Origin of the sequence: Pseudomonas sp. ok266 (genome assembly GCF_900110195.1) — a bacterium.
GTDB classification, from domain to species: domain Bacteria; phylum Pseudomonadota; class Gammaproteobacteria; order Pseudomonadales; family Pseudomonadaceae; genus Aquipseudomonas; species Aquipseudomonas neuropathica.
Window position 1 is genome coordinate 151301 of the sequence record NZ_FOCU01000007.1, and the last position, 23873, is coordinate 175173.

Here is a 23873-nt window from a genome sequence, read left to right on the forward strand (position 1 = left end):
AGTCCTTTTTTTGCGGATCAGGGCCCGGATTCCGTGGGCTTGTACGGTTTTGTTACGAAAACGCTGGAATTGCCATTGCGCAAACGTTTGCACAAGACGTACCAAAATCTTCAACAAGCTGAAAAATAGATCGTTTTGCTGCATTTCCTGCTTGATCGGTCAGACGCGGTTTTGCGCACCCTGCAGGTCCTTGTGGGAGCGAGCTTGCTCGCGAAGGCGGGGGGCGGAAAAGTATCCGCAAGCTGACACGACGCCTTCGCGAGCAAGCTCGCTCCCACAGTTTTGAATCTCGTCGAGGCTAATAGCTGCGTGGTTGAAACGTTGATTCCAGAGGCCTCTAGCACCAAAGTATTAATGCCATTTAACCAATGCCCCATCGCAGGGCGTCGACTAGCGTGTGTCAGGAATAGAACGGTTTTGTAATGACCGTCGCAGTCTTGATTCGCGTGTCGAATAAGCCCGCTGCTTGTGCACGCCGCTCAAGGAAGAAATTGGCCACGACAAGGAGTAGCCCGTGGAAGCAAGGTTTGGTGTCGCCCTCGTTTCGCGCTTTTCCCCTCTTTCCCTTGCTGTGCACCTGAGCGTCGCCGGGCTGTTGTTCGGCGGGGTCAGCGCACCTGCGCTGGCCACGTGCTCCACGGCAGGTTCAACCGTGACCTGCACCGGCGTGCCGAGTCTGCCGCTGTTTCTCAATAACTTTTCCAGTGCCACCAGCGGTTTGACGGTCAACGTCAACAGCGGCGCGCAGATGAACGCGACCCTCGGCGGCCATGTGATGGACTTGACCGGGGTGAACATCTCCCTGAACAACTCCGGCACCCTCGACCCGGCGCTACTGGGCCTGGTCTCGGTGTTGAGTGGCGGCGCATTCATTGGCACCGGTGCGACCAGTACGGTCAGTGTGCTCAACAATGCCAGCGGGATCATTCGCGGCACGGGCATGTTGCTCGGGCTCAACCTGACCAGCATCGACGGCCTGGCCCTTTCGGTTAACAACGCGGCAACCGGCACCACCAGCATCACCAACAACGGCACCATCACCTCGACCGGACTCTCGATCGGCGGCATCACCTTGGCGGACACCCCGGTGATCGGCGTCTACGGTGGTTCGCAGGTCAACATGACCAACAGCAACACCGGCGTCATCAACGGTCGGATCGCGTTCGAGACCTCGGCGGCGGGCAACACCTTCACCAACGCCGGTGCGATTACCGGTGGTGTGTCGATGGGCGCGGCGAGCACCAACACTTTCACGGCGGTGACCGGCTCCAGCGTCAACGTCGGTGACGGTGTACAGATCAGCGTCGGCCTCGGCGGTTTGATCGGCATCAACCTGACCTTTGCGCCAACCGGTACGGTGGATGGTGGTGCGGGCGGCACCAACAGCCTGATCCTGCAAAACCCGGCTGGCGTCGGCGGCGGTATCACCGGGACTGGCACGGCATCGAGCGCGACCTACATCAACTTCAACAACCTGACCCTCAACAGCGGCACCTGGACCTTGCAGGGGCCATTGGTCAGTGGCGCGACCACGCTCAACGGCGGTATCGCGAATTTCAACAACAACGCCACCTTCGGCAGCGGCGTAATCACCTCCAACGGCGGGACTCTGCAGGCCAGCAATGCCGGGTTGAACATCAGCAATCTGATTTCCCTCGGCGCGGGTGGCGTGACCGTGCAAGGCACTAACGCGACCACCCTGAGCGGGGTGATTTCCGGCAGCGGCGGTTTCACCAAGGCCGGTACCGGCCAGCTTAATCTCAGCGCCGCCAACACCTATCTGGGCAACACCACGCTCAATGGCGGCACGGTGCAGTTGGGCAACAACCTGGCACTGAGCACCGGCACCCTCAACGTCACCGGCGCGACAACATTGAGCGCACCGGGCACGATCAGCCTGGCCAACGCCATCAGCCTCGGCGGCACCTTGACGGCCGGCGGCACTGGTGCGCTGACCCTCGGCGGTTTGATCAGCGGCAGCAGTGGTCTGACCAAAACCGGCAGCGGCAGCCTGACCGTCAGTGGTGCCAATAGCGGGTTCACCGGCACCACCACCCTCAGCGCCGGTAGCCTGTTGGTGACCAACAATGATTCGCTGGGCAGTGGCGCGCTGAATACCGCCGCCGGTACCAGTCTGGACAGCACCGCCAACGTCACTTTGGCCAATAACATCGGTATGACCGGTGCGCTCAACGTGCTCGGCAGCAATGCCCTGACACTCGGCGGCGTGTTGTCTGGCACTGGCGGGATTACCAAATCCGGCAGCGCCGGCCTGACCTTGAGCGGCAACAACACCAACAGCGGCAACACGCTGCTCAATGCCGGCAGCCTGTTCGTTGGCAGCAACACCGCGCTGGGGACTGGCGCACTGAATGCGGCGACGGGTACCACGCTGGATGCGACTGCCGCAGTGACATTGGCCAACGCCGTTGCGCTGGCGGGCGGGGTGACCATCGGCGGCACTCAGGCATTGGGCCTGAGCGGCGTTGTCAGCGGCGTCGGCAGTTTGATCAAGAATGGCACGGCGGATCTGACCCTCAGCGGCAACAACACCTTCTCCGGCGGCACTGCGCTTAATGCCGGTACGCTGATTGTCGGTTCCAATACGGCGCTGGGTACCGGTGCCCTGACCACAGCGGCAGGCACCAAACTCGACGCTAGCACCACGGCCGCGTTGACCAATGCGGTGACCCTTGGCGGTGATCTGGAAGTGCGTGGCAGTGCTGACCTGACCCTCGGTGGTGTGATCAGCGGCAGTGGCGGGTTGACCAAGCGCGGTTTTGCCAACCTGACTCTCAACGGTGCCAACACTTATCTCGGCGGTACCACGCTGGCCGCCGGCACGCTCACTGTGGGCAACGCGGCCGCGTTGGGCAGCGGTGCATTGAACGTCATCGATGTCTCAGCGCTGGACAGCAACACCGCTGTCAACCTGAGCAACAACATCAACCTCAACAGCAGTACCCTGAGCCTCGGCGGCAGCAGCGGTCTGACCCTCTCCGGTGTCATCAACGGCGCCGGTCAACTGATCAAGAACGGCGCCGCCAACCTGACCCTCGATGGGGTAAACACGTTCGCTGGCGGGACCACGTTGAACGCCGGTAGCTTGACTGTCGGTAACGCTGCGGCGCTGGGCACTGGCGCACTGACTGTCGCCGGGGCCAGTACCCTCAACAGCAGCACGGCGGTGACCCTGAACAACGCAATCACCCTCAACGCCAACCTCACCGCCGGCGGCGCCAATGCGCTGACCCTTGGCGGGGTGATCAGTGGCGGCAGTGGTTTAATCAAGACCGGCGCATCCAGCCTGACCCTCAACGGTAACAACACCTACACCGGCACCACCGCCCTGAACGCCGGTTCGCTGATTGTCGGCTCCAATACCGCCCTCGGCACTGGCACACTGAACGCCTCGAACGGCACCACTCTGGATGCCAGCACTGCGGCAACGCTGGCAAACAACGTTAACCTCGGCGGCACTCTGACCCTGGGTGGCTCCAATGCGCTGACCCTCGGCGGCGTGGTCGCGGGTATCGGTGGACTGACCAAGAACGGCGCTGCCGATCTGACCCTCAACGGCGCCAACACTTATTTTGGCAACACCGTGTTGAATACCGGCAAACTGACCGTCGGCAGCAACACCGCGCTGGGTTCCGGTACGTTGAACGCGGCGGCCAACACCACGCTGGACGCCAACACGGCGGTCAGCCTGAACAATGCCGTGGCACTCGCCGGTGCCTTGAATATCGGCGGTACGGCGGATATGACCCTGACCGGTCTGGTCAGCGGCGCCGGCAGTCTGGTGAAAGACGGCGCGGCCAATCTGATTCTCAACGCCGCCAACAACTACCTCGGCGGCACCACGCTGAACGCCGGTACGTTGACCGTCGGCAACAGTTCGGCACTGGGGTCCGGTGCGCTGACCGTCGCTGGCGCCGCAACGCTGGACAGCAATTCGCCGCTGGTCAGCCTCAACAACGCCGTCGCCCTGAATGCCGCGCTGACCGTGGGCGGTACGCAGAACCTCACCCTCGGCGGCGTCACCAGCGGCACTGGCCAGTTGATCAAGGACGGCGCGGCCAATCTCACCCTCAATGGCAACAACACCTTCAGCGGCGGCACCACGCTCAACGCCGGTACGCTGACATTGGGCAATGCCAACGGCCTGGGCAGCGGTGCATTGGTCGTCGGCGGCGCGGCGACGCTGGATAACAGCGCCTCGTTCGGCATTGGCAACGCGATCACTTTGAACGCCGGGCTGACGGTTGCCGGCAACAACGATTTGAGCCTGAACGGCATCATCGACGGCGCCGGCAGCCTGACCAAAAACGGCCTGTCGGATCTGACCCTCGCCGGCAACAACACTTTTACCGGCGCGCTGAATATCGTCTCGGGCAGCGTCACCACGCTCAATACCAACGCGTTGGGTAACACCTCCGGGGTCAACATCAGTGCCGGTGCCGGGCTGAATCTGGGCAGTGACGCCAGCCTCGGCGCGCTGACCGGCAGCGGCAGTGTGCAACTGACCGGCAGCAACACCCTGACCGTCGGCAGCGGCAACGTCACCAGTACGTTTGACGGTGACCTCAGTGGCAGCGGCGGTCTGGTCAAAGTCGGCACCGGTACCTTGAACCTCACCGGGATCAGCGGCATCACCGGCAACACTGCGATCAATGGCGGCACCGTTGATCTCAGCGGTTCGCTGGGCAGTGCACAGGTCAACGTCAACACTGGCGGTACCCTCACCGGCACCGGTTCGGCGCTTGGTAGCGTCAACGTCAACAGCGGCGGCCATCTGGCGTTGTCGTCGGGCAATCAACTGTCCGCCGGTGCGCTGACCCTCGCTGCCGGCAGCAATGTCGATGTGGCGTTGGGCACGCCGTCGACCACTTCACTGATGAACGTCGGTGGCAACCTCACCCTCGACGGCAATCTCAACGTCACCGATGCCGGCGGTTTTGGCGTTGGTGTGTATCGCCTGTTCAACTACACCAGTGCCCTGACCAACCTCGGTCTGGATGTCGCCAGCGTGCCGGTCGGCTACGGCCTCGGCGATCTGCTGGTGCAAACCGGGGTGGCCAATCAGATCAACATTCAAGTCTCCGCGCCGAACAGCAACATCCGTTACTGGGACGGCAGCCAGACCATTGCCAACGGCATCGTCGATGGCGGTAGCGGTACGTGGAACGCGGTCGGCACCAACTGGACCGATGCCAACGGTCTGGTCAATCAACCGTGGGCCGGCGACTTCGCGGTGTTCCAGGGCAGCGCCGGCACGGTGACGGTGAACGGCACGCAAGCGTTCACCGGCCTGCAGTTCGTCACTGACGGCTACAACCTGGTCAACGGCTCGGCAGGGCAACTCACGGCCATCAACGGCACTGGCGGCACCACAGCAGTGCGGGTCGATCCGGGCGTCACCGGCACTATCGGCGTCAATATCGATGGCAGCGGCATTCTCAACAAACTCGACGCCGGCACCTTGGTGCTCAACGGCGCCAACACTTACAGCGGCGGCACGCAACTGGATGGCGGCAAGATCATCGTCGGCAGCAACACCGCACTCGGCACCGGTACGTTGACGGCGAATGCCGGCACGCAACTGGACAGCAACGCGGCGGTGACACTGGCTAACGCGGCGACGCTCAACGGTAACCTCACCGTGGTCGGCAGCAATGCGCTGACCCTCAACGGCGTGATTGGTGGCACCGGCGGGCTGATCAAAACCGGCACGGCCAATCTGACCCTCGGCGGCAATAACGCTTTCCTCGGCCCGGTAGCGCTGAATGCCGGCGGGCTGGTTCTGGCGTCGAACTCGGCGCTCGGCTCCGGCACGTTGAACGCGGCGGGCGGTACGACGCTGGATGCCAGCACGGCGGTTTCGGTAAACAACGCGGTCAACCTGGCCGGCAATCTCGGCATCGGCGGCACGGCGGATCTGACCCTGGCCGGTACGCTCAACGGCGCCGGCAGCCTGAGCAAAAACGGCGCCGCCAACCTGACTCTCAGCGGCAACAACAACTTCCTCGGTGGCACCACTTTGAACGCGGGCACCTTGACCGCCGGCAGTAACTCAGCGCTGGGTCTGGGCAACCTGACCGTGGCGGGTGCCTCGGCGCTGGACAGCAACAGTGCGCTGAGCCTGGGCAACAACGTCGTGCTAAACGCCAATCTGAGCAACACCGGCAGCAACAACCTGACCGTCGCAGGTGTGGTCAGCGGTGCGGGTGGCTTGATCAAGGACGGCGCGTCGAATCTGACACTCAACGGCATCAACACCTTCACCGGCGGTACCACGCTGAATGCCGGCACGTTGACCCTTGGTACGGGCGCGTCGCTGGGCAGTGGCGCGCTGACCGTGGCGGGTGCTTCGACCCTCGACAATTCCGCGCCACTGGTGCTGGCCAACAACCTCAACGTCAATGCCAATCTGGCCTTGGCCGGTAACAACAACCTGACCCTTGGCGGTGTGATTGCCGGCGCCGGTACGCTGAGCAAAAACGGTCTGGCCGACGTGACATTGAGCGGCAGCAACACTTTCAGCGGCACGTTCGATGTGCTCGCTGGCAGCCTGACCACGCTCAGTGGCGGGGCGCTAGGCAACAACGCCACGGTCAATCTCGCTAGCGGCGCAGCGCTCAATCTCGGTGCTTCGGGCAGCCTCGCGAGCCTCACCGGCAGCGGCACTGCGCTGGTCGGCACTGGCAATACGCTGAGCCTCGGTGGCAACAACGTCAGCAGCACGTTTGCCGGCATACTCAGCGGTGATGGCGGGCTGAGCAAACTCGGCACGGGCACCCTGACCCTCAGCGGCATCAGCGACATGACCGGTGACACCAGCGTCAACGCCGGCACCTTGCAGGTCAACGGCTCGCTGGCCAGCGGCAACGTGCTGGTCAACAACGGTGGCACCCTCGGTGGCAGCGGCACCTTGACCGGTGCCGTGACGGTGGCTGATGGCGGTCATCTGGCTGGCGTCACTGGCAGTACGCTGAACGTCAGTTCGCTGGTGTTGAACGGCAACTCAAACTTCGACGTCGGACTTGGCACACCGGTGTCCGGTGGCGGCAATGCGCTGGTCAATGTCGGCGGCAACCTGACCCTCGACGGCACCCTCAATGTCAGCGACATCGGCGGTTTTGGCAGCGGCGTGTATCGCCTGATCGACTACACCGGCGGCCTGACTGACAACGGCATGCTCTTCGGCACGTTGCCGGGTAGCGTCAGCCCGGGCGATCTGCAACTGCAAACCGCGCTGGCCAATCAGATCAACCTGCTGGTCACCGCACCGGGCGTCACCGTGCAGTTCTGGGACGGCAATCAGCTTGTGGCCAATGGTTCGGTAGAGGGCGGCAGCGGCACTTGGGGCACTGGCACCACCAACTGGACCGACGTCAACGGCACCACCAACCAAGCGTGGGGCAACAGCTTCGCGGTGTTCCAGGGCGCGGCCGGCACGGTGACAGTCAACGGCGCGCAAACCGTTACCGGCCTGCAGTTCGTCACCGATGGCTACAGCCTGGTGAACGGCACGGCGGGTTCGCTGAATCTGGTCAACGGTTCGCTGGGCAATGCCACGGTGCGGGTTGACCCGAATGCCACGGCAACCATCGGTGTCGCGCTCAATGGCAGCGGCACGCTGGGCAAATACGACAGCGGTACGCTGGTGCTCAACGCGGCCAACGGCTACACCGGCGGCACGGCGCTCAATGGCGGCAAGATTGTCGTTGGCAACAACGCGGCGCTCGGCACTGGTGTATTGACCGCCGCCGATGGCACCGCGCTGGACAGCAACGCGGCCGTCAGCCTGGGCAACGATGTTGTGCTCAACGGTGGCTTGAATGTCGCAGGTTCCAACGCTTTGACCCTCGACGGCGTGGTCAGCGGCAGCGGCAGCCTGATCAAGGCCGGCGCATCGAGCCTGACCCTCAACGGCAGCAACACTTTCAGTGGCGGCACTCAACTCGCCGGCGGCACGCTGGTTCTTGGCAACAACAGTGCGATCAGCAGCGCTGCGCTTAACGTGACCGGTGACGGCACGCTCGACAGCACCTCGGCACTGCAACTGGCCAATGCCATCAACCTTGGCGCGCAACTGACCCTCGCCGGTAATCAGAACACCACATTGATCGGTGCGGTGACCGGCACCGGCAGTCTGCTGAAAAACGGTAGCGGCGATCTCGTCCTCAGTGGTGCCAATACCTACAGCGGTGGCACCACGCTGAACGGCGGCACGACGCGCGGTGACACCAGTAGCCTGCAAGGTGCGATCGTCAACAACGCAACCCTGACCTTCGAGCAAAACGCCGATGGCAGCTACACCGGCAATCTCACCGGCGCCGGTACGCTGAACAAAACCGGGGCTGGAGAGTTGCTGCTGACTGGCAACAACACCTTCACCGGCAACACCTCGGTGCAGGCCGGCAACCTGATCGTCAACGGCGTGCTCAACAGCGCCAATGTCAACGTTGCCAGCGGTGCGGGCATCGGCGGCGGTGGCCAGTTTGGGGGGGGCGTGCAACTGGCCAGCGGCGCGACGCTACTGGGTGGCGGTACGGCAACGCCATTGTCAGTCGGTTCGCTGGCACTGTCGTCGGGGACCAATCTGGATTTCAGTCTCGGCTCGGCGGCCAGTTCGACCACCGTGGTCAATGTCGCCGGCAATCTGACCCTCGACGGTACGTTGAACATCAGCAACGCCGGCGGTTTCGGCACTGGGGTTTATCAACTGTTCAGCTACGGCGGCAGCCTGACCGACAACGGTCTGGTGTATGGCAGCCTGCCGGTGTCGGCGGCCAATCTGACCCTGCAAACCGCGATTGCCAATCAGATCAACCTGCTGGTGCAAGGCACCCCGGGTGAGGTGCAGTTCTGGAACGGTGGCACCACCAATCCGGACGGCAGCATCGGTGGCGGCAGCGGTGTGTGGGGGCCGGGCACCAACTGGACCGATCCGAGCGGGACGCAGGCCTTGGCTTCAAATGGTCAGTTCGCGGTGTTCGGCGGTCAGGCAGGTACGGTTACCGTGCAGGGCAATCAGAACTTCACCGGCCTGCAATTCCTCGCCGGCGGCTACAGCCTGACGCCGGGTGCCGGTGGCTCACTGACCCCGGTCAACGGTGCGGACGGCAGCCTCGCGCCAGTGCGGGTCAATGCCGGAGGGAGCGCGGAAATCTCCGCGCCGCTGGTGGGCACGGGCGGTATCGAGAAACTTGATTCCGGCACGCTGGTACTGAGCGGCGCCAACACCTACAGCGGCGGCACCACGGTCAGCGGCGGTACGCTGGTCGGTAACACCACCAGCCTGCAGGGCAATATCCTCAACAATGCTTCGCTGCTCTTCGTACAGAACTTCAACGGTCAGTTCAATGGATCGTTGCGCGGACTGGGCGCGATGCTTAAACGCGGTACCGGCACCTTGCTGTTGACCGGTGATCAGCCATTCAGCGGCACGGTCGCGGTCGATCAGGGCGTGCTGCAAGTCGGCAGCCGTGCGGCGCGGGCGTCGTTGGGTGGGCAAGTTACCGTGGCCAACGGCGCGGGGTTGAGTGGTAATGGCAGCGTCGGCTCGGTGGTCAACCATGGTGTGGTGGCTTCCGGTGCTGAGGCCGGAACCCTGAGCGTGGCCGGTAACCTGACCAATTCGAGCGACGGGGTGCTGGCGCTGACCGTCAGTTCGCCAACCGCGACACCGTTGGCCGTCGGTGGCACCGCAACGCTGGGCGGCGCTTTGCAAGTGAACTCGCTTGCACCGTTCACCGGCAACACCACGTATTCGCTGATCACCGCAGGTGGCGGCGTGAACGGCACCTTCAGCGCAGCGGACCTGCCGCAATACGCGTTCCTTAATACCGCACTGGTGTATGACGCCAACACAGTGAACCTGGTGGTCAGCCGCAATGGCAATTCGTTCGCCGATGTCGCCGCCACCGGCAACCAGTTCCGGACTGCTACTGCGCTGTCGAACAATGGTCCGGCGGGCGCGGCGTTGCAGAACGAGATCGTCAACCTCAGTGTCGCCGGTGCGCGCAATGCCTTCGACAGTCTGTCCGGTGAGATCCACGCCAGCACCGCCAGTGCCATCCTTGAGGATTCGCGCTACGTGCGTGACGCGGTCAACGATCGCATGCGCCAACCGTCGTGCAGCGCGGCGGATGATCCACGCCGTGCCTTGGCGCCAAGTGACAACCAACTGAGCAGCAACGGTTGCCACGGCGAAATGGTTGGCTGGGCGCGGGCCCTCGGCGCGTGGGGTGAGTCGGATGGCGACAGCAATGCGGCGAAACTCGATCGTAACCTCAGCGGCTTCATGCTCGGCACCGACAAGCAACTCGATGACCAGTGGCGCGTGGGCATGGCCGCCGGTTACACCCGCAGCGACCTTGATGCCCATGATCGTCGCTCGGACGCCACCGTCGAAAGCTACCATCTGGCCGCGTACCTCAACTCGCAGTTCGATGCCCTGGCCGTGCGCCTCGGCGCGGCTTACAGCTGGCACGACATCGAGACCAAACGCAACGTCAGCGTCGGCAGCTACAACGACCGCTTGAAAGCCAACTACGACGCGCGCAGTGCGCAGGTGTTCGGTGAAGTCGGTTACACGATTGACGCCGGCGGCATTGCCCTTGAGCCGTTCGCCGGGCTGGCCTACGTCAACTACGACAGCGACAAAGCCAAGGAAAAAGGCGGAGTAGGGCGTCTGGAGGCCGATGCCGATCAGGACATCACTTTCTCGACCCTCGGCGTGCGCGCCGGCAAAGTCATCACCCTGGCCAACGGCGGGCAATTCACCCCGCGCGCGGCGCTCGGCTGGCGCCATGCGTTTGGTGACACCAAGCCTGACGCCGATCTGACCTTCATCGACGGCGGCGCCTCGTTCAGCACCCAAGGCGTGCCGATCGCCAAGGACAGCGCCATCGTCGAAGCGGGGGTCGACTTCCAGATCAGCCCGACCGGCAAACTCGGGGTCGGCTACTCGGGCCAACTGTCGAACGACAGCAACGACCATGCGATGACCATCAGCTTCAGCCTGGGCTTCTGATTTAGGGTCGAAGCACTTTTAGCCGCCCGCGAGGGCGGTTTTTTTTACCTTGTCTCAAGCTGCTCGTTCCCACGCTCTGCGTGGGAATGCCTCTAGGGACGCTCCGCGTTCCGGCTCCGGAAGGGACGCGGAGCGTCCCGGGCTGCATTCCCACGCGGAGCGTGGGAACGATCGGATAGACCCGGCGTGCTCTGCTAGAATCGCCCCCATCAACAGCCTGAGACTCCCCCATGAGCGAGCCGATTCGTCTGACCCAATACAGCCACGGCGCCGGTTGCGGCTGCAAGATTTCCCCGCAGGTGCTGGAAGTGATTCTGGCCGGCAGCGGTGCGCAGAACCTTGATCCGAAACTGTGGGTCGGCAACGCCTCGCGCGATGACGCGGCGGTCTACGAGATCGATGCCGAGCGCGGTGTGGTCTCGACCACGGACTTTTTCATGCCGATCGTCGATGACCCGTTCGACTTCGGCCGCATCGCCGCGACCAATGCGATCAGCGACATCTACGCGATGGGCGGTGATCCGCTGATGGCCATCGCGATTCTCGGTTGGCCGGTCAATGTGCTGGCGCCGGAAGTGGCGCGTGAAGTGATTCGCGGCGGCCGTGCCGTGTGCGACGCGGCGGGCATTCCACTGGCAGGCGGGCATTCGATCGATGCGCCAGAGCCGATCTTCGGCCTCGCCGTCACCGGTCTGGTCGAGAAGCGCCACATGAAGCGCAACGACACCGCCACCGCCGGTTGCCTGTTGTACCTGACCAAACCGCTGGGCATCGGCATCCTCACCACCGCCGAAAAGAAGGGCAAGCTGCGCGCCGCCGACGTCGGCGTGGCCCGCGACTGGATGTGTACCCTGAACAAACCCGGCAGTCGCTTCGGCAAACTCGCCGGCGTTACAGCGATGACCGACGTTACCGGTTTCGGTCTGCTCGGGCATCTGGTTGAAATGGCCGATGGCAGCCAGCTCACCGCGCGCATCGCCTATGACCGTGTGCCGCGTCTGGACAGCGTCGAGTATTACCTTGATCAAGGTTGTGTCCCCGGCGGTACGCTGCGCAACTTCGACAGCTATGCGAGTAAGGTGGGCCGCGTGCAGGAACTGCACAAACGCGTGCTCTGCGACCCGCAAACCAGTGGCGGTCTGCTGATCGCGGTGACGCCGCAAGGCAATGAAGAATTCCTCGCTGTTGCCGCCGAACTGGGTCTGAACCTTGCGCCAATCGGCGAACTGGTTGAGCGACAGACGAACGCAGTCGAGGTGATTTGATGCTCCGCGACTGCACTGACTACCGAGACATTTTCCTCAACGACCGGCCGCTGATGGACGCCCGCGCGCCGGTCGAATTTCACAAGGGCGCGTTCCCCGGTGTGATCAACCTGCCGCTGATGAATGATGTCGAACGGCAGAAGATCGGTACCTGCTACAAGCAACACGGCCAGCAGGCCGCCATCGAGCTGGGCCATCAACTGGTGTCGGGCGCGGTGAAGGCCGAACGCATCCAGGCCTGGGCCGATTTTGCCCGCGCCCATCCTGACGGTTATCTGTATTGTTTTCGTGGCGGCCTGCGCTCGCAGATCACTCAGCAATGGCTGCGTGACGAGGCGGGCATCGACTATCCGCGCGTCGGCGGTGGTTACAAAGCGATGCGCAACTTCCTCATCGACACCCTTGAGCAGGCCATCGCGCAATGTGATTTCGTCCTGCTCGGTGGCATGACCGGCACTGGCAAGACCGAAGTGCTGGTGCAGTTGCGCAATGGCCTGGACCTGGAAGGGCACGCCAATCATCGTGGCTCAAGCTTCGGCAAACGCGCCACCGGACAGCCGTCGAACATCGATTTTGAAAACCGCCTGGCCATCGACATTCTCAAGAAACGCGACGCGGGGTTTGCGCAGTTCGTGCTGGAGGACGAGAGCCGGGTGGTCGGCAGTTGCGCCTTGCCGCTGCCGCTGTATCAGGGCATGCAGCAGTACCCGATGGTCTGGCTGGAAGACAGTTTTGACGATCGCGTGGAGCGGATTCTGCGTGATTACGTGGTGGATCTGTCAGCGGAATTTACGGCTGTGCACGGTGAAGAGGGCTTCACGTTGTTCTCTGAACGCTTGCTGGAAAGCCTCAACAACGTGCAGAAGCGCTTGGGTGGCGAGCGCCATCGGCGAATGCTGATGTTGATGGAAGAGGCGTTGATCGAGCAGGGGCGAAGCGGGGCGGTGGACTTGCATCGCGGCTGGATCGAAGGGTTGCTGCGTGAGTATTACGACCCGATGTATGTGTTTCAGCGCGAGAAGAAGGGCGGGCGGATCGAGTTTGCCGGGGAGCGTGGGGCGGTGCTTGAGTATCTGCGAGAGCGGGCCAGCCAGAAAGTTTGAGGTTGTAGCGGCTGGCCTCTTCGCGAGCAAGCTCGCTCCCACAGGGGATTTGTATTTCACGCCGATCCAATGTGGGAGCGAGCCTGCTCGCGAAAGGGCCGTGCCAGGCCACACAACACTCAGGTCGGGCAGGTTTCCTTGCCATGATCCAGCCCCTGCTTGTAGCTGTGGCTCTGCAGACTGGCCTTGCCGTTGTGCCAGGTCAGCGTCAGCACGTACAGCGAGTCAAAATCGTTGCCCGCCCAGTCATCGGTGATGTTCTGTTTCTCGCCGACCGCGTTGCCCGCCACCTTGTTGATCAGCTCCGGCAGATAGCCGTGGGACCAGGCGGTGTAGATCGTCGAGTTGTGATACTTGTCTTCCAGCAGTTCGCGGGCCAGATCGCTGGTGTCGTTGGCCGAGAACTCAATATTCACCGGCAGGCCGAGCTTGATCGCGGCGGGGCTGATGGTCATCAGCGGGCGAATGTAGCTGTAGGAATTATCCAGCTCACCTTCCTCGACATTGCGCGTCGGGTTGGCGGCAAACACGTAATCGGCCTTGCCGAATTTCTCCGGCAGCAGCGTCGACAGGTCGATGGCGCGGTTCAGGCCCTGACAGTTGAGCTGGCCGAGGCCACCTTCGGGTTTCTCCGCATGGCGCAGGAACACCAGCGTCTGGGTACCGTCCACCGGTTGCGCGCGGCTTTCGCTGGACTCCAGCGACAGGAACAGCGCACTGACGGCCAGCAGGGAAGGCAGGGCCACATATGCGCGGTGTTTGAAACGTTTGGCGAATCGCATAAGGATCGTCATGAAATAAAAGGTTCTTCAGCAAATTCGGTTAAGGCTGACAAACCTTTACACCGCGGGCTCCCAGCGCCGGGTGTTTTCCCTGTCGTGAACGGCTTCCTCTGCAACAAAGCCATAGCTCAGAGTCCCTTGGGGCCGATTTGGTTCGATCCGTACGAGTGCGCGGCACTTTAGCGGCAAACTTCAACGGCTTGGGCACAGGTTAGCGACAGGATGTTACGGTTCGACGCAGCAGACGTTTTTTTGCGCCGGCTCCACGAGAATGCACAAAACTCCCTTTTATGTGCGATATCCATGTACCGCACCCGATGCTGCTCAGTCGATTGCAATGGCGCCTGTGTGATAGACGACTATCGCGACGTCTGCCTGGTTTTTCATTGGGCAGCACTCTTAAAAAAAGGATTTTTATGGGCATTGTTCGCAAAACCGCCACCCACTCGCTGTCCAGCCCTGGACTGGCAGACGCAAACCCGTCTCGTAAAAGAAGCAACGGTGTGCTCGCCGACGACGGGCCGGTGAAGAATTCGCGGCTTGATGAGCCGCAAACGCAGGTGGCGGCTGCCAATCAACCTGAAATGTCGATTACACCTTTCACGGTCTCAGCATTGCCGTCTGCCGGGGTTTTACCTATTCGTCCTGTGGTCGGATCACTTGAACACTATCGCTTGAATTCACCGGCCAGCTTGCCTGCGGCCGATGCCCAGGGCTTGAGGATCTTCAACGGGCGCCAATACGTCGATATTGCTCACGACGAGATCGTTCAGGTTCGGCAAACAGCAGCAACCGGCGAGTATCGGGCGACATTGGCATCCGAATTGGCAGCTTCCGGGCCGGCGCTGATCTTTGATCCGCAAAACAGGCTGTGGAAGCTCGCCGCTGCTCAGCCTTCCTCTGACTTAGCCAACGTGATTGATATCGATATTGATGAGCTGATTCGCGGCATCAGAAATGAATCGACCGCAAAAAAACGGATTCATGATGGCAGCGAAGACATGATCGAGCGTGACACGTTGATCGGTGCCACCCTGGTTGCGCGTGGGTTGAAGCAGTTCAAGCCAAAACAGGCAGCACTCATTCGTTCGGAGTTGCGGGCGATCGAAACGGTTTTCTCTGATGCCAATTACGCCATAAGTCAAAATCTGCACGAAGCCGATGCGGTTTACACAAGCTTCTTTGGCGCTGACCATCGAGTCGTTGCAGGGCAATTCGCTGAGTCAGTCTCGCGAGGCCTGGCGCTGTCCAGGGAGTATCAGGGCGTGTGGGGGGAGGAAAAATTTATCGGCGTTGATGTCGATAATGACGCCGCCGCATGGATGTACAAAAGAGATTTTCATGGCCGGTTCTTCATCAACCGGAAGTACATGCGACGTGGAATTTTGAGTATGTCGCTGGGCCATGAAATGTTGCACACCAACAGAGTCGACCGGTTCCAGGCCATCGGGCCCAATGCCGCGGATTTCTTCTATCTGAACAACCATCTGCAAGGTCTGTTGAGCCCGGATTTGCCAAGCATTTATGACGTGCCGGAGCGCGGTGTTTCCGAAGCGATCATGCGTGGTGGATTGACGGTCGATTACTTGAAGGCCTTCGGGGACGATCACGATAGCTTTTTGTTCGGCGTCAGTGATTACCTGGGCGTCGACGACGATCTGGACCTTCATACGGCGGTTGACCTGTTCAATGCCAATTCGCAAATGCGCGCGCACATGGCCGCGAACAATGCTGACAGCGTTGTTTACGCGGCGAAAAGCCTGCAGACGTTGCAGCGCAACAAAATTGAATATGCGTGGCTTGACAGCCTTATCGAGGATTGATGTGGGCGAGCACTGGCCAAAAGATCACAGGCTGCGGCGGCTCTGAATTATGATCTGGCTTTAAATTGTGACTGGATGCTTCCCATGACCGATCTGTCCGCGTTCCCGATCACCCAGAAATGGCCGGCGCAGTACCCTGACTGGATTCAGCTCTATTCCTTGCCGACGCCCAATGGTGTCAAAGTCTCGATCATGCTCGAAGAGATCGGCCTGCCGTACGAGCCGCACAAGGTCGCTTTCGACAGTAATGATCAATTGTCTGCCGAGTTCCTCTCGCTGAACCCGAACAACAAGATCCCGGCGATCCTGGATCCGCATGGCCCCGAAGATCAGCCACTGGCGCTGTTCGAATCCGGTGCGATCCTGATTTATCTGGCCGACAAAAGCGGCCAGTTGCTCGCGCAGGAAGGTGCGCAGCGCTACGAAACCATCCAGTGGCTGATGTTCCAGATGGGCGGCATCGGTCCGATGTTCGGCCAGCTCGGTTTCTTCAACAAATTCGCTGGCAAGGATTACGAGGACAAGCGCCCGCGTGATCGTTACGTCGATGAAAGCAAACGTCTGCTCAAGGTGCTCGACGGCCGGCTCGAGGGCCGTGACTGGATCATGGGCGAGCGCTATACCATCGCTGATATCGCTACGTTTCCGTGGGTGCGTAACCTGATTGGGTTTTATGAGGCCGGTGATCTGGTCGGGATCAGCAACTTCCCGAATGTCACCCGCGTACTGGAGCGCTTCCTCGCCCGCCCAGCGGTCATTCGCGGCCTGACCATCCCCTCGTAATCTCAGGGCTATACACATAACCCTGTGGGAGCGAGCTTGCTCGCGAAGGCGTCGTGTCAGCCAGCATTGCTATTGCTGATACACCAACTTCGCGAGCAAGCTCGCTCCCACAGGGGATTTGTTGTGCCACAGGGATTATTACACCCCCGGTAATGCACTCTTGATTGATCCAGGTTTGTACCGCGCGCCCCGCAAGGCATAAGCTTCGCCCCCTACGACTTTCGTCTCATCTGCCGTTTTCAGGAAAGGCCCTCATGTCCAGTCAGTTCCCCGAAGCACGTCCCCGCCGTCTGCGCCGCAATGCGAGCCTGCGCAGCCTGTTCCAGGAAACCGAGTTCAGCCTGAATGATCTGGTGCTGCCGATTTTTGTCGAGGAAGAAATCGATGACTTCGTGCCGATCAAGAGCATGCCCGGGGTGATGCGCATTCCCGAGCGCAAACTGGCCAGCGAAATCGAGCGTTATGCCCGTGCTGGCGTCAAGTCGGTGATGACCTTCGGCGTGTCGCATCATCTGGACAGCAACGGCAGCGACACCTGGCGCGAAGACGGTCTGGTCTCGCGCATGTCGCGCATCGCCAAGGACGCTGTGCCGGAGATGATCGTGATGTCCGACACCTGCTTCTGCGAATACACCGATCACGGCCACTGCGGCGTGATGCACAACCATGAAGTCGACAACGACCAGACCCTGATCAACCTCGGCAAACAAGCTGTAGCCGCTGCTCGCGCCGGTGCCGACGTGATCGCGCCGTCGGCGGCGATGGATGGTCAGGTGCGGGCGATTCGTCAGGCACTCGACGCGGCCGGGTTCACCCAGATTCCGATCATGGCTTACTCGACCAAGTTCGCTTCGGCACTCTACGGCCCGTTCCGCGAGGCCGGTGGCAGTGCGCTGAAAGGCGACCGCAAAAGCTATCAGATGAACCCGATGAACCGCCGCGAAGCCCTGCGCGAATCGCTGCTCGACGAGCAGGAAGGCGCCGATGCGCTGATGGTCAAACCGGCCGGCGCTTACCTCGACATCATCCGCGACATTCGTGAGGCCTCGAACCTGCCGCTGGCGGCGTATCAGGTCAGTGGCGAGTACGCGATGATCAAGTTTGGCGCGCAGGCCGGGGCAATTGATGAGGATCGCGTGGTGCGAGAGAGTCTGGGCGCGATCAAGCGTGCGGGTGCTGATTTGATCTTTACTTACTTTGCGATGGATCTGGCATTGGCCGGGATCTGACGACCAACGCGTTACCCCTGTGGGAGCGAGCCTGCTCGCGAAAGCGGTCTTTCAGCAGATATCCATGTTGACTGACACCACGCCTTCGCGAGCAAGCTCGCTCCCACATTTGATTTGTGGTGTGTCAGGGGCAGTTGAAGTAGGGTCGGATGCCGTGATCGCGGAAGTAGCGTTCAATCACTTTCGGGTCCGCGCTGCTTTCGGCAATCGCCACATAAGTATCCGGGCGCAGCAGATAAAAACCGTTGCGCCCTAATCCTGCCGCTTCAAACGCCGGGCGCCAGTCGAACACATGCAGCGGTAAATGGTGTTCATTGCACCAGGCGATCATTTCGTCGCTGGTGTCGCCGTACACATGCACCTGCCAGCACGGTTGCCTTAGCGGTTCGTAATTATCCCCCTCACCATCATGCGCCCATGGCAAGCGATCGCCGCCATGCACATGGCCGGCCGCGCCCTGGCTCAGCGGCATGCCGCGATAGTTGAGGGTGACTTGTGACACGGTGCGAAAAAGGAACTCGCGACTGGCCTCGAACGAAGCCATTTTCGGGATCAGAAACGGTGCCACACGCATGCGCAGCAGATCGGCCATGCGTCCCTCGGCGGTGACAAAACTGAAGACTTTGTCGGTGGTCGACACCAGTCGGCGGGCGAAGGCAATGCGTTCGGTTTCGTAGCTGTCGAGCAGGTTTGGTTCGGCGGCACCGCTGAGCACGGCGGCGAGTTTCCACGCCAGATTGATCGCGTCGCCAATGCCGGTGTTCATGCCCTGACCGCCCGCCGGGCTATGCACATGCGCGGCATCGCCGAGCAGAAACGCACGACCGCTGCGAAAATGCTCGGCCACGCGGTGATGCACGCGGTAGGTCGAGAACCAGTGCACGTCTTCGATATGCACTTTCAGGTGTTCGATGGCACGGCTGCTGACGTCGGAGAATTCCAGGCTTTCGGCGCGATCCGCGCGCTCATCACGCACCGTGCCGATCAGCCGCGCGCGGCCTTTGCCGGCCAGGGGAAACACGGCGAGGAAGTCCGCCTCATCCAGATCCAGGTGCAACTCGCCGTTCATCGCCGGGCCGCTGGCCTTGACGTCGGCGACGTAGAAAATCTGCTGATAGGTGCCGCCGGGAAAACCGGTGTCGAGGGTTTTGCGCACCACTGAGCGGGCGCCATCACATCCCGCCAGATAACAGGCCTGGCAGATTTCCTGCTCGCCATCGGGCAGGCGCAAGTGCGCGGTGAGGCCGTCGCCGGTTTCCTCGAAGCTTTCCAGGGTGGTATCGCGTTCGACCGTGACGCCGTAGTCTTCAAGACGCTCGATCAGCAGCCGTTCGTGCTCATCCTGCGGGAAGATTTCGACGAATGCGTAGGGCGTCAGGCCTTCGCCGATGCGATTGAGCGGCAACTGCGCGATCGGTTTGCCGTTGACCCAGAAATTCGCCGCCGCCACTCGATGGCCGTTGCGCACCACGGTGTCGGCGAGGTCCAGTTGCCGGTACAACTCGAGGGTGCGCGCCTGCACCGCCAGCGCTCGCGACGTGGTACCGGGCGCGGAGGCCTTGTCGATGATGCGCACGCGCACGCCCAGTTTGCTCAGCCACAGGGCCAGCACCAGCCCGGTCGGGCCGGCGCCGATGATCAGAACGTCGCTGCGGTTCATGGGCCTGTCCTCCGTTTGCTGTGCAGCAAGTATGGATCAGAAGGAGAGGCTGGCCAGTTGATCGGCCAGACGGGGAGGTTTTGATGGTGTTCGGCTGGGGTGCTGTTGTGTGACATAAATACGGGCCCCTCACCCCAGCCCTCTCCCGAGGGAGAGGGAGCCGATTTGGGGTCCGTTCAAAACCTGAGTTCGACTCGATATTTCAGGTCGGTGTAGCTCGAAAGAACACCCCTGTCAGTCCCCTCTCCTTTAAAAGGCGAGGGGGGAAGGGAGCCGATTTGGGTGCCTTTCAAAACCTGAGTTCGACTTGGTGGCACACGTCGGCGTAACTCGAAAGAACACCACGGTCAGTCCCCTTACCTCTAAAAGGCGAGGGGAAGGGGAGCCGATTTGTGTGTTTTTTAAGACTTGAGTACGACTCGATATTTCAGGTCGGTGTAGCTCGAAAGAACAGCACGGTCAGTCCCCTCTCCCTCTGGGAGAGGGCTAGGGTGAGGGGCTTTTCAGCTTTAAAAATCAATGGTGCCGGACAACTTGGCAACCCGCGGCTCACCCTGAGTCAGATACCCACCCTGAGCCGATTCCCAGTACTTCTTGTTCGCCAGATTCTCCACGCCCAGACGCACGGTCACGTCCTTCTCCGACATCTTGAACGCATAACGCGCCCCCGCATCGAAGCGGTTCCAGGTCGGCAGGCTCAGATTGTTCGCCGCATCCGCGTATTGACCGCCAGTGCGCAGCATCCGCGCATTCAGCGCTACACCTTGCAGACCCGGCACGTCCCAATCCGCACCAGCGTTGAACTGGAAGGACGGCACACCGATCGCACGGTTGCCGTCGTTGGCGCCATTGAGGGTGTTCTTCAGTTCGGTGTCCATCAGGGTCAGACCGCTGATCAGGCGCAGGCCCTGGATCGGCTCGCCGAACACGTTCATTTCCACGCCTTTGTTGATCTGCTCGCCTTCACGTACGTAGGTGCAGGTAGTCGCACTGTCGATTTCGCAGTAACCATCGCTCGGCTGTTCGATGCGATAAACACCGAGGCTGGCGCCGTAAGTGCCCATGTCGACTTTCACCCCGACTTCGGTCTGCTTGGAGCGCGCGGGTGCATAGACTTCGTTGCCGTTGGTCACACGGAAACCACCGGAACTGGTCGGCGAGGTCGGGCCCTGGGCCAGGCCTTCGATGTGGTTGGCATAGAACGACACATGGTCCCACGGCTTGAACACCACGCCGTAGACGGGTGTGGTGATCGATTCGTCGTAGCTCGACTTGCGACCGCCGCTGCCCCAACTGGCGTAGTTGTAGCCTTGCACCACCAGTTGCTGACGACGCAGGCCGGCGGTGACCAGCAGGCGATCATCGAAGAAACCAAGGGTGTCAGAGAGTGCGATGCTGCGGTTGAAGGTCTTGCCGACGATGCCGGGATCATTCAAGTCGCCGCCGGCAAAATTGCCCACCGGCGACGGCGTTTGCACCGGATGGTAGATGTTGTTGGCGTATTGGGTCAGGTCAAAATCATAGGCGCTGCGCTGCTCGGCCCAGATGCCGGTCAGGCCGAAGTTGAGCTTGTGGCTGACCGCGCCGGTATCGAATTTGCCGTTGAGGCCGGCCATGACGCTGGTGTTGTCTTCATCGTGCGGAATGAACGAGCCGGTGGTGAACGACGCGCCGTTGTTACCGACCAGGGTGGTCGAGTTGTAGCGCCCGACTTCGCGGGTGTGCTTGGCGCCGCCGGCTGCATAGGCGGTCCAGTTGTCGTTCAGGTCGTACTCGGCGCGAAGCATGCCGAAAGTGTCTTCGATGTCGGTATAGCCCCACTTCGGCGCGTAGTTGGTGTCGGCCGACGGCGCATCCGGAATGTGCGTGGCAGTGCCGAGGTTGACCGAGTTGCGGCCACCGTTGACGCGTTCTTTTTGATACGCGAAATCGCCGGAAATGCGCAGGGCATCACCGCGATAATCGAGGCCGATGGCGAACAGTTTCGAGCGTTGGTTTTCGTGATCGATGCCGGTGTCGCCTTCGCGCTGGGACAGGTTAATCCGTGCACCGAAGCGGTTGTCTTCACCGAAGCGCTGGCCGATGTCGAAGTGATGACCGATACGGCCTTCGCTGTTGATGTCGGTGGTGTAACGACGCAGCGGCACATCGCCGGCGCGTTTCGGTTGCAGGTTGACGCCGCCGCCGATGCCGGAACCGGTCGGCGTTACGCCATTGATAAAGGCGTTCGGGCCTTTGAACACTTCCACGCGCTCCAGCGCGTCGGTGGAAATGATCTGCCGTGGCAGAACACCGTAGAGGCCGTTATAGGAAATGTCGTCGCCGGTCAGCGGCAGGCCGCGGATCATGAAAATCTGCGCCTGGTTAGAGAAACCGGAGGCCTGACGCACCGACGAATCGTTGAGCAATACGTCGGCGACGTCTTCGGCCTGCTGATCCTGAATCAATTGTTCGGTGTAGGAGGCGGCGCTGAACGGCACGTCCATCATGTCCTGATTGCCCAGCACGCCGAGCTGGCCGCCACGGGCGACCTGGCCACCCTCGTAAACCGGGGGCAGGGCGTTAGGCGTCGGGGCTTGGGCGTTGACGTTGACGTCGTCCAGCACCAGCGCCTTGTTATCGCCGTCTGCGGCGTGGGCGGTGACAGTCAGGGAGCACAGCAGGGCGAGAAGCGTCGGGCGAAACGGGACGGCGAGTCGAGCTGGAACGGGCATGTAGGGACCTGGAGGCGCACGGCCGGTGAGAAAAATAAGGGCGGCGCGGGAACTCCTTGCGCAAATGCGACTCCAGGTGCAAATGATAGGTTTTCTCAGTAGCGGCTTGCAATCAGTTTGTCATCACCCCTTCAATACCCGCATTCCTGTGTAGGAGCCTGCGGCAGCTCCTACACGGATTGTGTATGGTGGTTTGGGCTTAACGGACTGGATAAAGCTTCATGCACAACTTTCAATTACCGATCACCCTCGCCGCACTGCTGGTGCTCGCCGGTTGCGCCGGGCAACGCAGCCAGGAACCGGCGCCCCGTGCGCCTGCTGAAGTGAAGGCCGAGATCGTGCGGCTGATGCCGGCCAAGACTGCCGATCGGCAAGGCTGGGCCACCGATATCTACGCCGCGTTTGCCGCGCAGAACATCAGCCCGACCACGCAGAATCTTTGCTCGGTGCTGGCCGTTGCCGAACAGGAATCTACCTTTCAGGCCGACCCCACGGTGCCCGGCCTAGGCAAGATCGCCCGCGACGAAATCGACCGTCGCGCCGCCAAAGTGCACATCCCCAGCTTGTTGGTCAGCGGCGCGTTACAAGTGCGCTCAACCAACGGCAAGACCTACAGCGAACGCTTGAACGCCACACGCAGTGAAAAAGAACTCAGTGGCATTTTCGACGACTTCATCGGCCGGGTGCCGATGGGTCGCACGCTGTTCGGTGGCTTCAACCCGGTGCACACCGGCGGGCCGATGCAGGTCAGCATCGAATTTGCCGAGCAACACGCCAAGGATTATCCGTACCCGGTGGACGGCACGATCCGCCACGAGGTGTTCAGCCGCCGTGGTGGCATGTATTTCGGCATCGCACATTTGCTCGGTTATCCGGTGAGTTATCGCGAGCCGCTGTATCGGTTTGCTGATTTCAATGCCGGCTGGTACGCCAGTCGTAATGCCGCATTTCAAAACGCGGTGAGCCGCGCCTCGGGCATCCCGTTGGCGCTGGATGGCGATCTGATCCGCTACGACTCGATCATGCCCGGCGGCACGGAACTGGCGGTGCGCACCCTCGGCAAGTCGCTGGGCATGCGCAACCCGACTATTCGCGATCAGCTAGAGAAGGGCAAAACCCTGGAGTTCGAAGAGACCAAGCTCTATCAGCGAGTGTTCGAACTGGCGGAGCAAGCGGAGGGGAAAAAGTTGCCGCGCGCGGTGTTGCCGGGGATCGTGCTGCAGAGCCCGAAGATCACCCGAAAACTCACCACAGCGTGGTTCGCCAAGCGTGTTGATGAGCGCTATAAGCGCTGCATGGCCAAGGCCGGATAAATCCGACAGACATAAAAAACCCGGCCAAGGGAGCCGGGTTTCTCTGGGTTGTTGCGCTTACAGCCAATCATCAGGCAACGCGACGTTCGATCAGACGATCCGAGCCACCTTCAGCAACGCGGCGTTCGAGCAGACGATCCGAACCACCTTCAGCGACGCG

At 61.5% G+C, this 23873-nt stretch carries 10 protein-coding genes; 7 read left to right on the forward strand and 3 right to left on the reverse strand.

The genetic code is table 11. From position 1 onward, the window contains the following. The first annotated feature begins 514 nt into the window (after positions 1 to 514). The 3 genes from BMY54_RS14720 to mnmH all read left to right on the forward strand — a co-directional run bounded on the left by BMY54_RS14720 (position 515) and on the right by mnmH (position 13409). A complete protein-coding gene (locus BMY54_RS14720; protein ID WP_093433887.1) occupies positions 515 to 11041 on the forward strand; it encodes an autotransporter-associated beta strand repeat-containing protein in 10527 nt (3508 codons plus the stop codon). 230 nt (positions 11042 to 11271) lie between these two features. Beyond that, complete coding sequence (gene selD / locus BMY54_RS14725; protein ID WP_093433889.1) at positions 11272 to 12306, forward strand: selenide, water dikinase SelD; 1035 nt, start codon at positions 11272 to 11274, stop codon at positions 12304 to 12306. Then, positions 12306 to 13409 carry a tRNA 2-selenouridine(34) synthase MnmH gene (mnmH, locus tag BMY54_RS14730; protein WP_093433892.1) on the forward strand — a complete coding sequence of 368 codons (1104 nt, stop codon included), beginning with the start codon at positions 12306 to 12308 and terminating at the stop codon, positions 13407 to 13409. The genes selD and mnmH overlap by 1 nt, the downstream gene beginning before the upstream one ends. 119 nt (positions 13410 to 13528) lie before the next feature. On the opposite strand, the gene BMY54_RS14735 is transcribed toward mnmH, so the two are convergent. Then, complete coding sequence (locus BMY54_RS14735; RefSeq protein WP_093433895.1) at positions 13529 to 14203, reverse strand: histidine phosphatase family protein; 675 nt, start codon at positions 14201 to 14203, stop codon at positions 13529 to 13531. Positions 14204 to 14607: 404 nt separating this feature from the next. Between BMY54_RS14735 and BMY54_RS14740 the strand changes: the two genes are divergently transcribed. From BMY54_RS14740 to hemB, 3 genes are all read left to right on the forward strand, one after another. Further along, positions 14608 to 16014 (forward strand): hypothetical protein, encoded by a 1407-nt coding sequence (locus BMY54_RS14740; protein ID WP_256573899.1) that lies wholly within the window; start codon positions 14608 to 14610, stop codon positions 16012 to 16014. 84 nt (positions 16015 to 16098) lie between these two features. Next, positions 16099 to 16797: a glutathione binding-like protein gene (locus tag BMY54_RS14745; RefSeq protein ID WP_093433898.1), complete on the forward strand. Its 699-nt coding sequence runs from the start codon at positions 16099 to 16101 to the stop codon at positions 16795 to 16797. Positions 16798 to 17051: 254 nt separating this feature from the next. Then, positions 17052 to 18026, forward strand: coding sequence for a porphobilinogen synthase (gene hemB, locus BMY54_RS14750; RefSeq protein WP_034154617.1), 975 nt, complete (start codon positions 17052 to 17054; stop codon positions 18024 to 18026). Positions 18027 to 18150: 124 nt separating this feature from the next. Here hemB and BMY54_RS14755 read toward each other — a convergent pair whose 3' ends face one another. Next, positions 18151 to 19686 (reverse strand): FAD-dependent oxidoreductase, encoded by a 1536-nt coding sequence (locus BMY54_RS14755; protein ID WP_093433901.1) that lies wholly within the window; start codon positions 19684 to 19686, stop codon positions 18151 to 18153. Positions 19687 to 20195: 509 nt separating this feature from the next. Then, on the reverse strand, positions 20196 to 22400 hold the full coding sequence (locus BMY54_RS14760) for a TonB-dependent receptor (protein ID WP_093433904.1): 2205 nt from the start codon (positions 22398 to 22400) through the stop codon (positions 20196 to 20198). Between the two features lie 221 nt (positions 22401 to 22621). Between BMY54_RS14760 and BMY54_RS14765 the strand changes: the two genes are divergently transcribed. Then, complete coding sequence (locus BMY54_RS14765) at positions 22622 to 23713, forward strand: DUF1615 domain-containing protein (RefSeq protein ID WP_093433907.1); 1092 nt, start codon at positions 22622 to 22624, stop codon at positions 23711 to 23713. Positions 23714 to 23873 lie beyond the last annotated feature (160 nt).

Coding starts and splice junctions, on each gene's coding strand:
- BMY54_RS14735 (WP_093433895.1), bottom strand. CDS start 14,203: ATGACGATCCTTATGCGATTCGCCAAACGTTTCAAACACCGCGCATAT.
- BMY54_RS14755 (WP_093433901.1), bottom strand. CDS start 19,686: ATGAACCGCAGCGACGTTCTGATCATCGGCGCCGGCCCGACCGGGCTG.
- BMY54_RS14760 (WP_093433904.1), bottom strand. CDS start 22,400: ATGCCCGTTCCAGCTCGACTCGCCGTCCCGTTTCGCCCGACGCTTCTC.
- mnmH (WP_093433892.1), top strand. CDS start 12,306: ATGCTCCGCGACTGCACTGACTACCGAGACATTTTCCTCAACGACCGG.
- BMY54_RS14740 (WP_256573899.1), top strand. CDS start 14,608: ATGGGCATTGTTCGCAAAACCGCCACCCACTCGCTGTCCAGCCCTGGA.
- selD (WP_093433889.1), top strand. CDS start 11,272: ATGAGCGAGCCGATTCGTCTGACCCAATACAGCCACGGCGCCGGTTGC.
- BMY54_RS14745 (WP_093433898.1), top strand. CDS start 16,099: ATGACCGATCTGTCCGCGTTCCCGATCACCCAGAAATGGCCGGCGCAG.
- BMY54_RS14765 (WP_093433907.1), top strand. CDS start 22,622: ATGCACAACTTTCAATTACCGATCACCCTCGCCGCACTGCTGGTGCTC.
- hemB (WP_034154617.1), top strand. CDS start 17,052: ATGTCCAGTCAGTTCCCCGAAGCACGTCCCCGCCGTCTGCGCCGCAAT.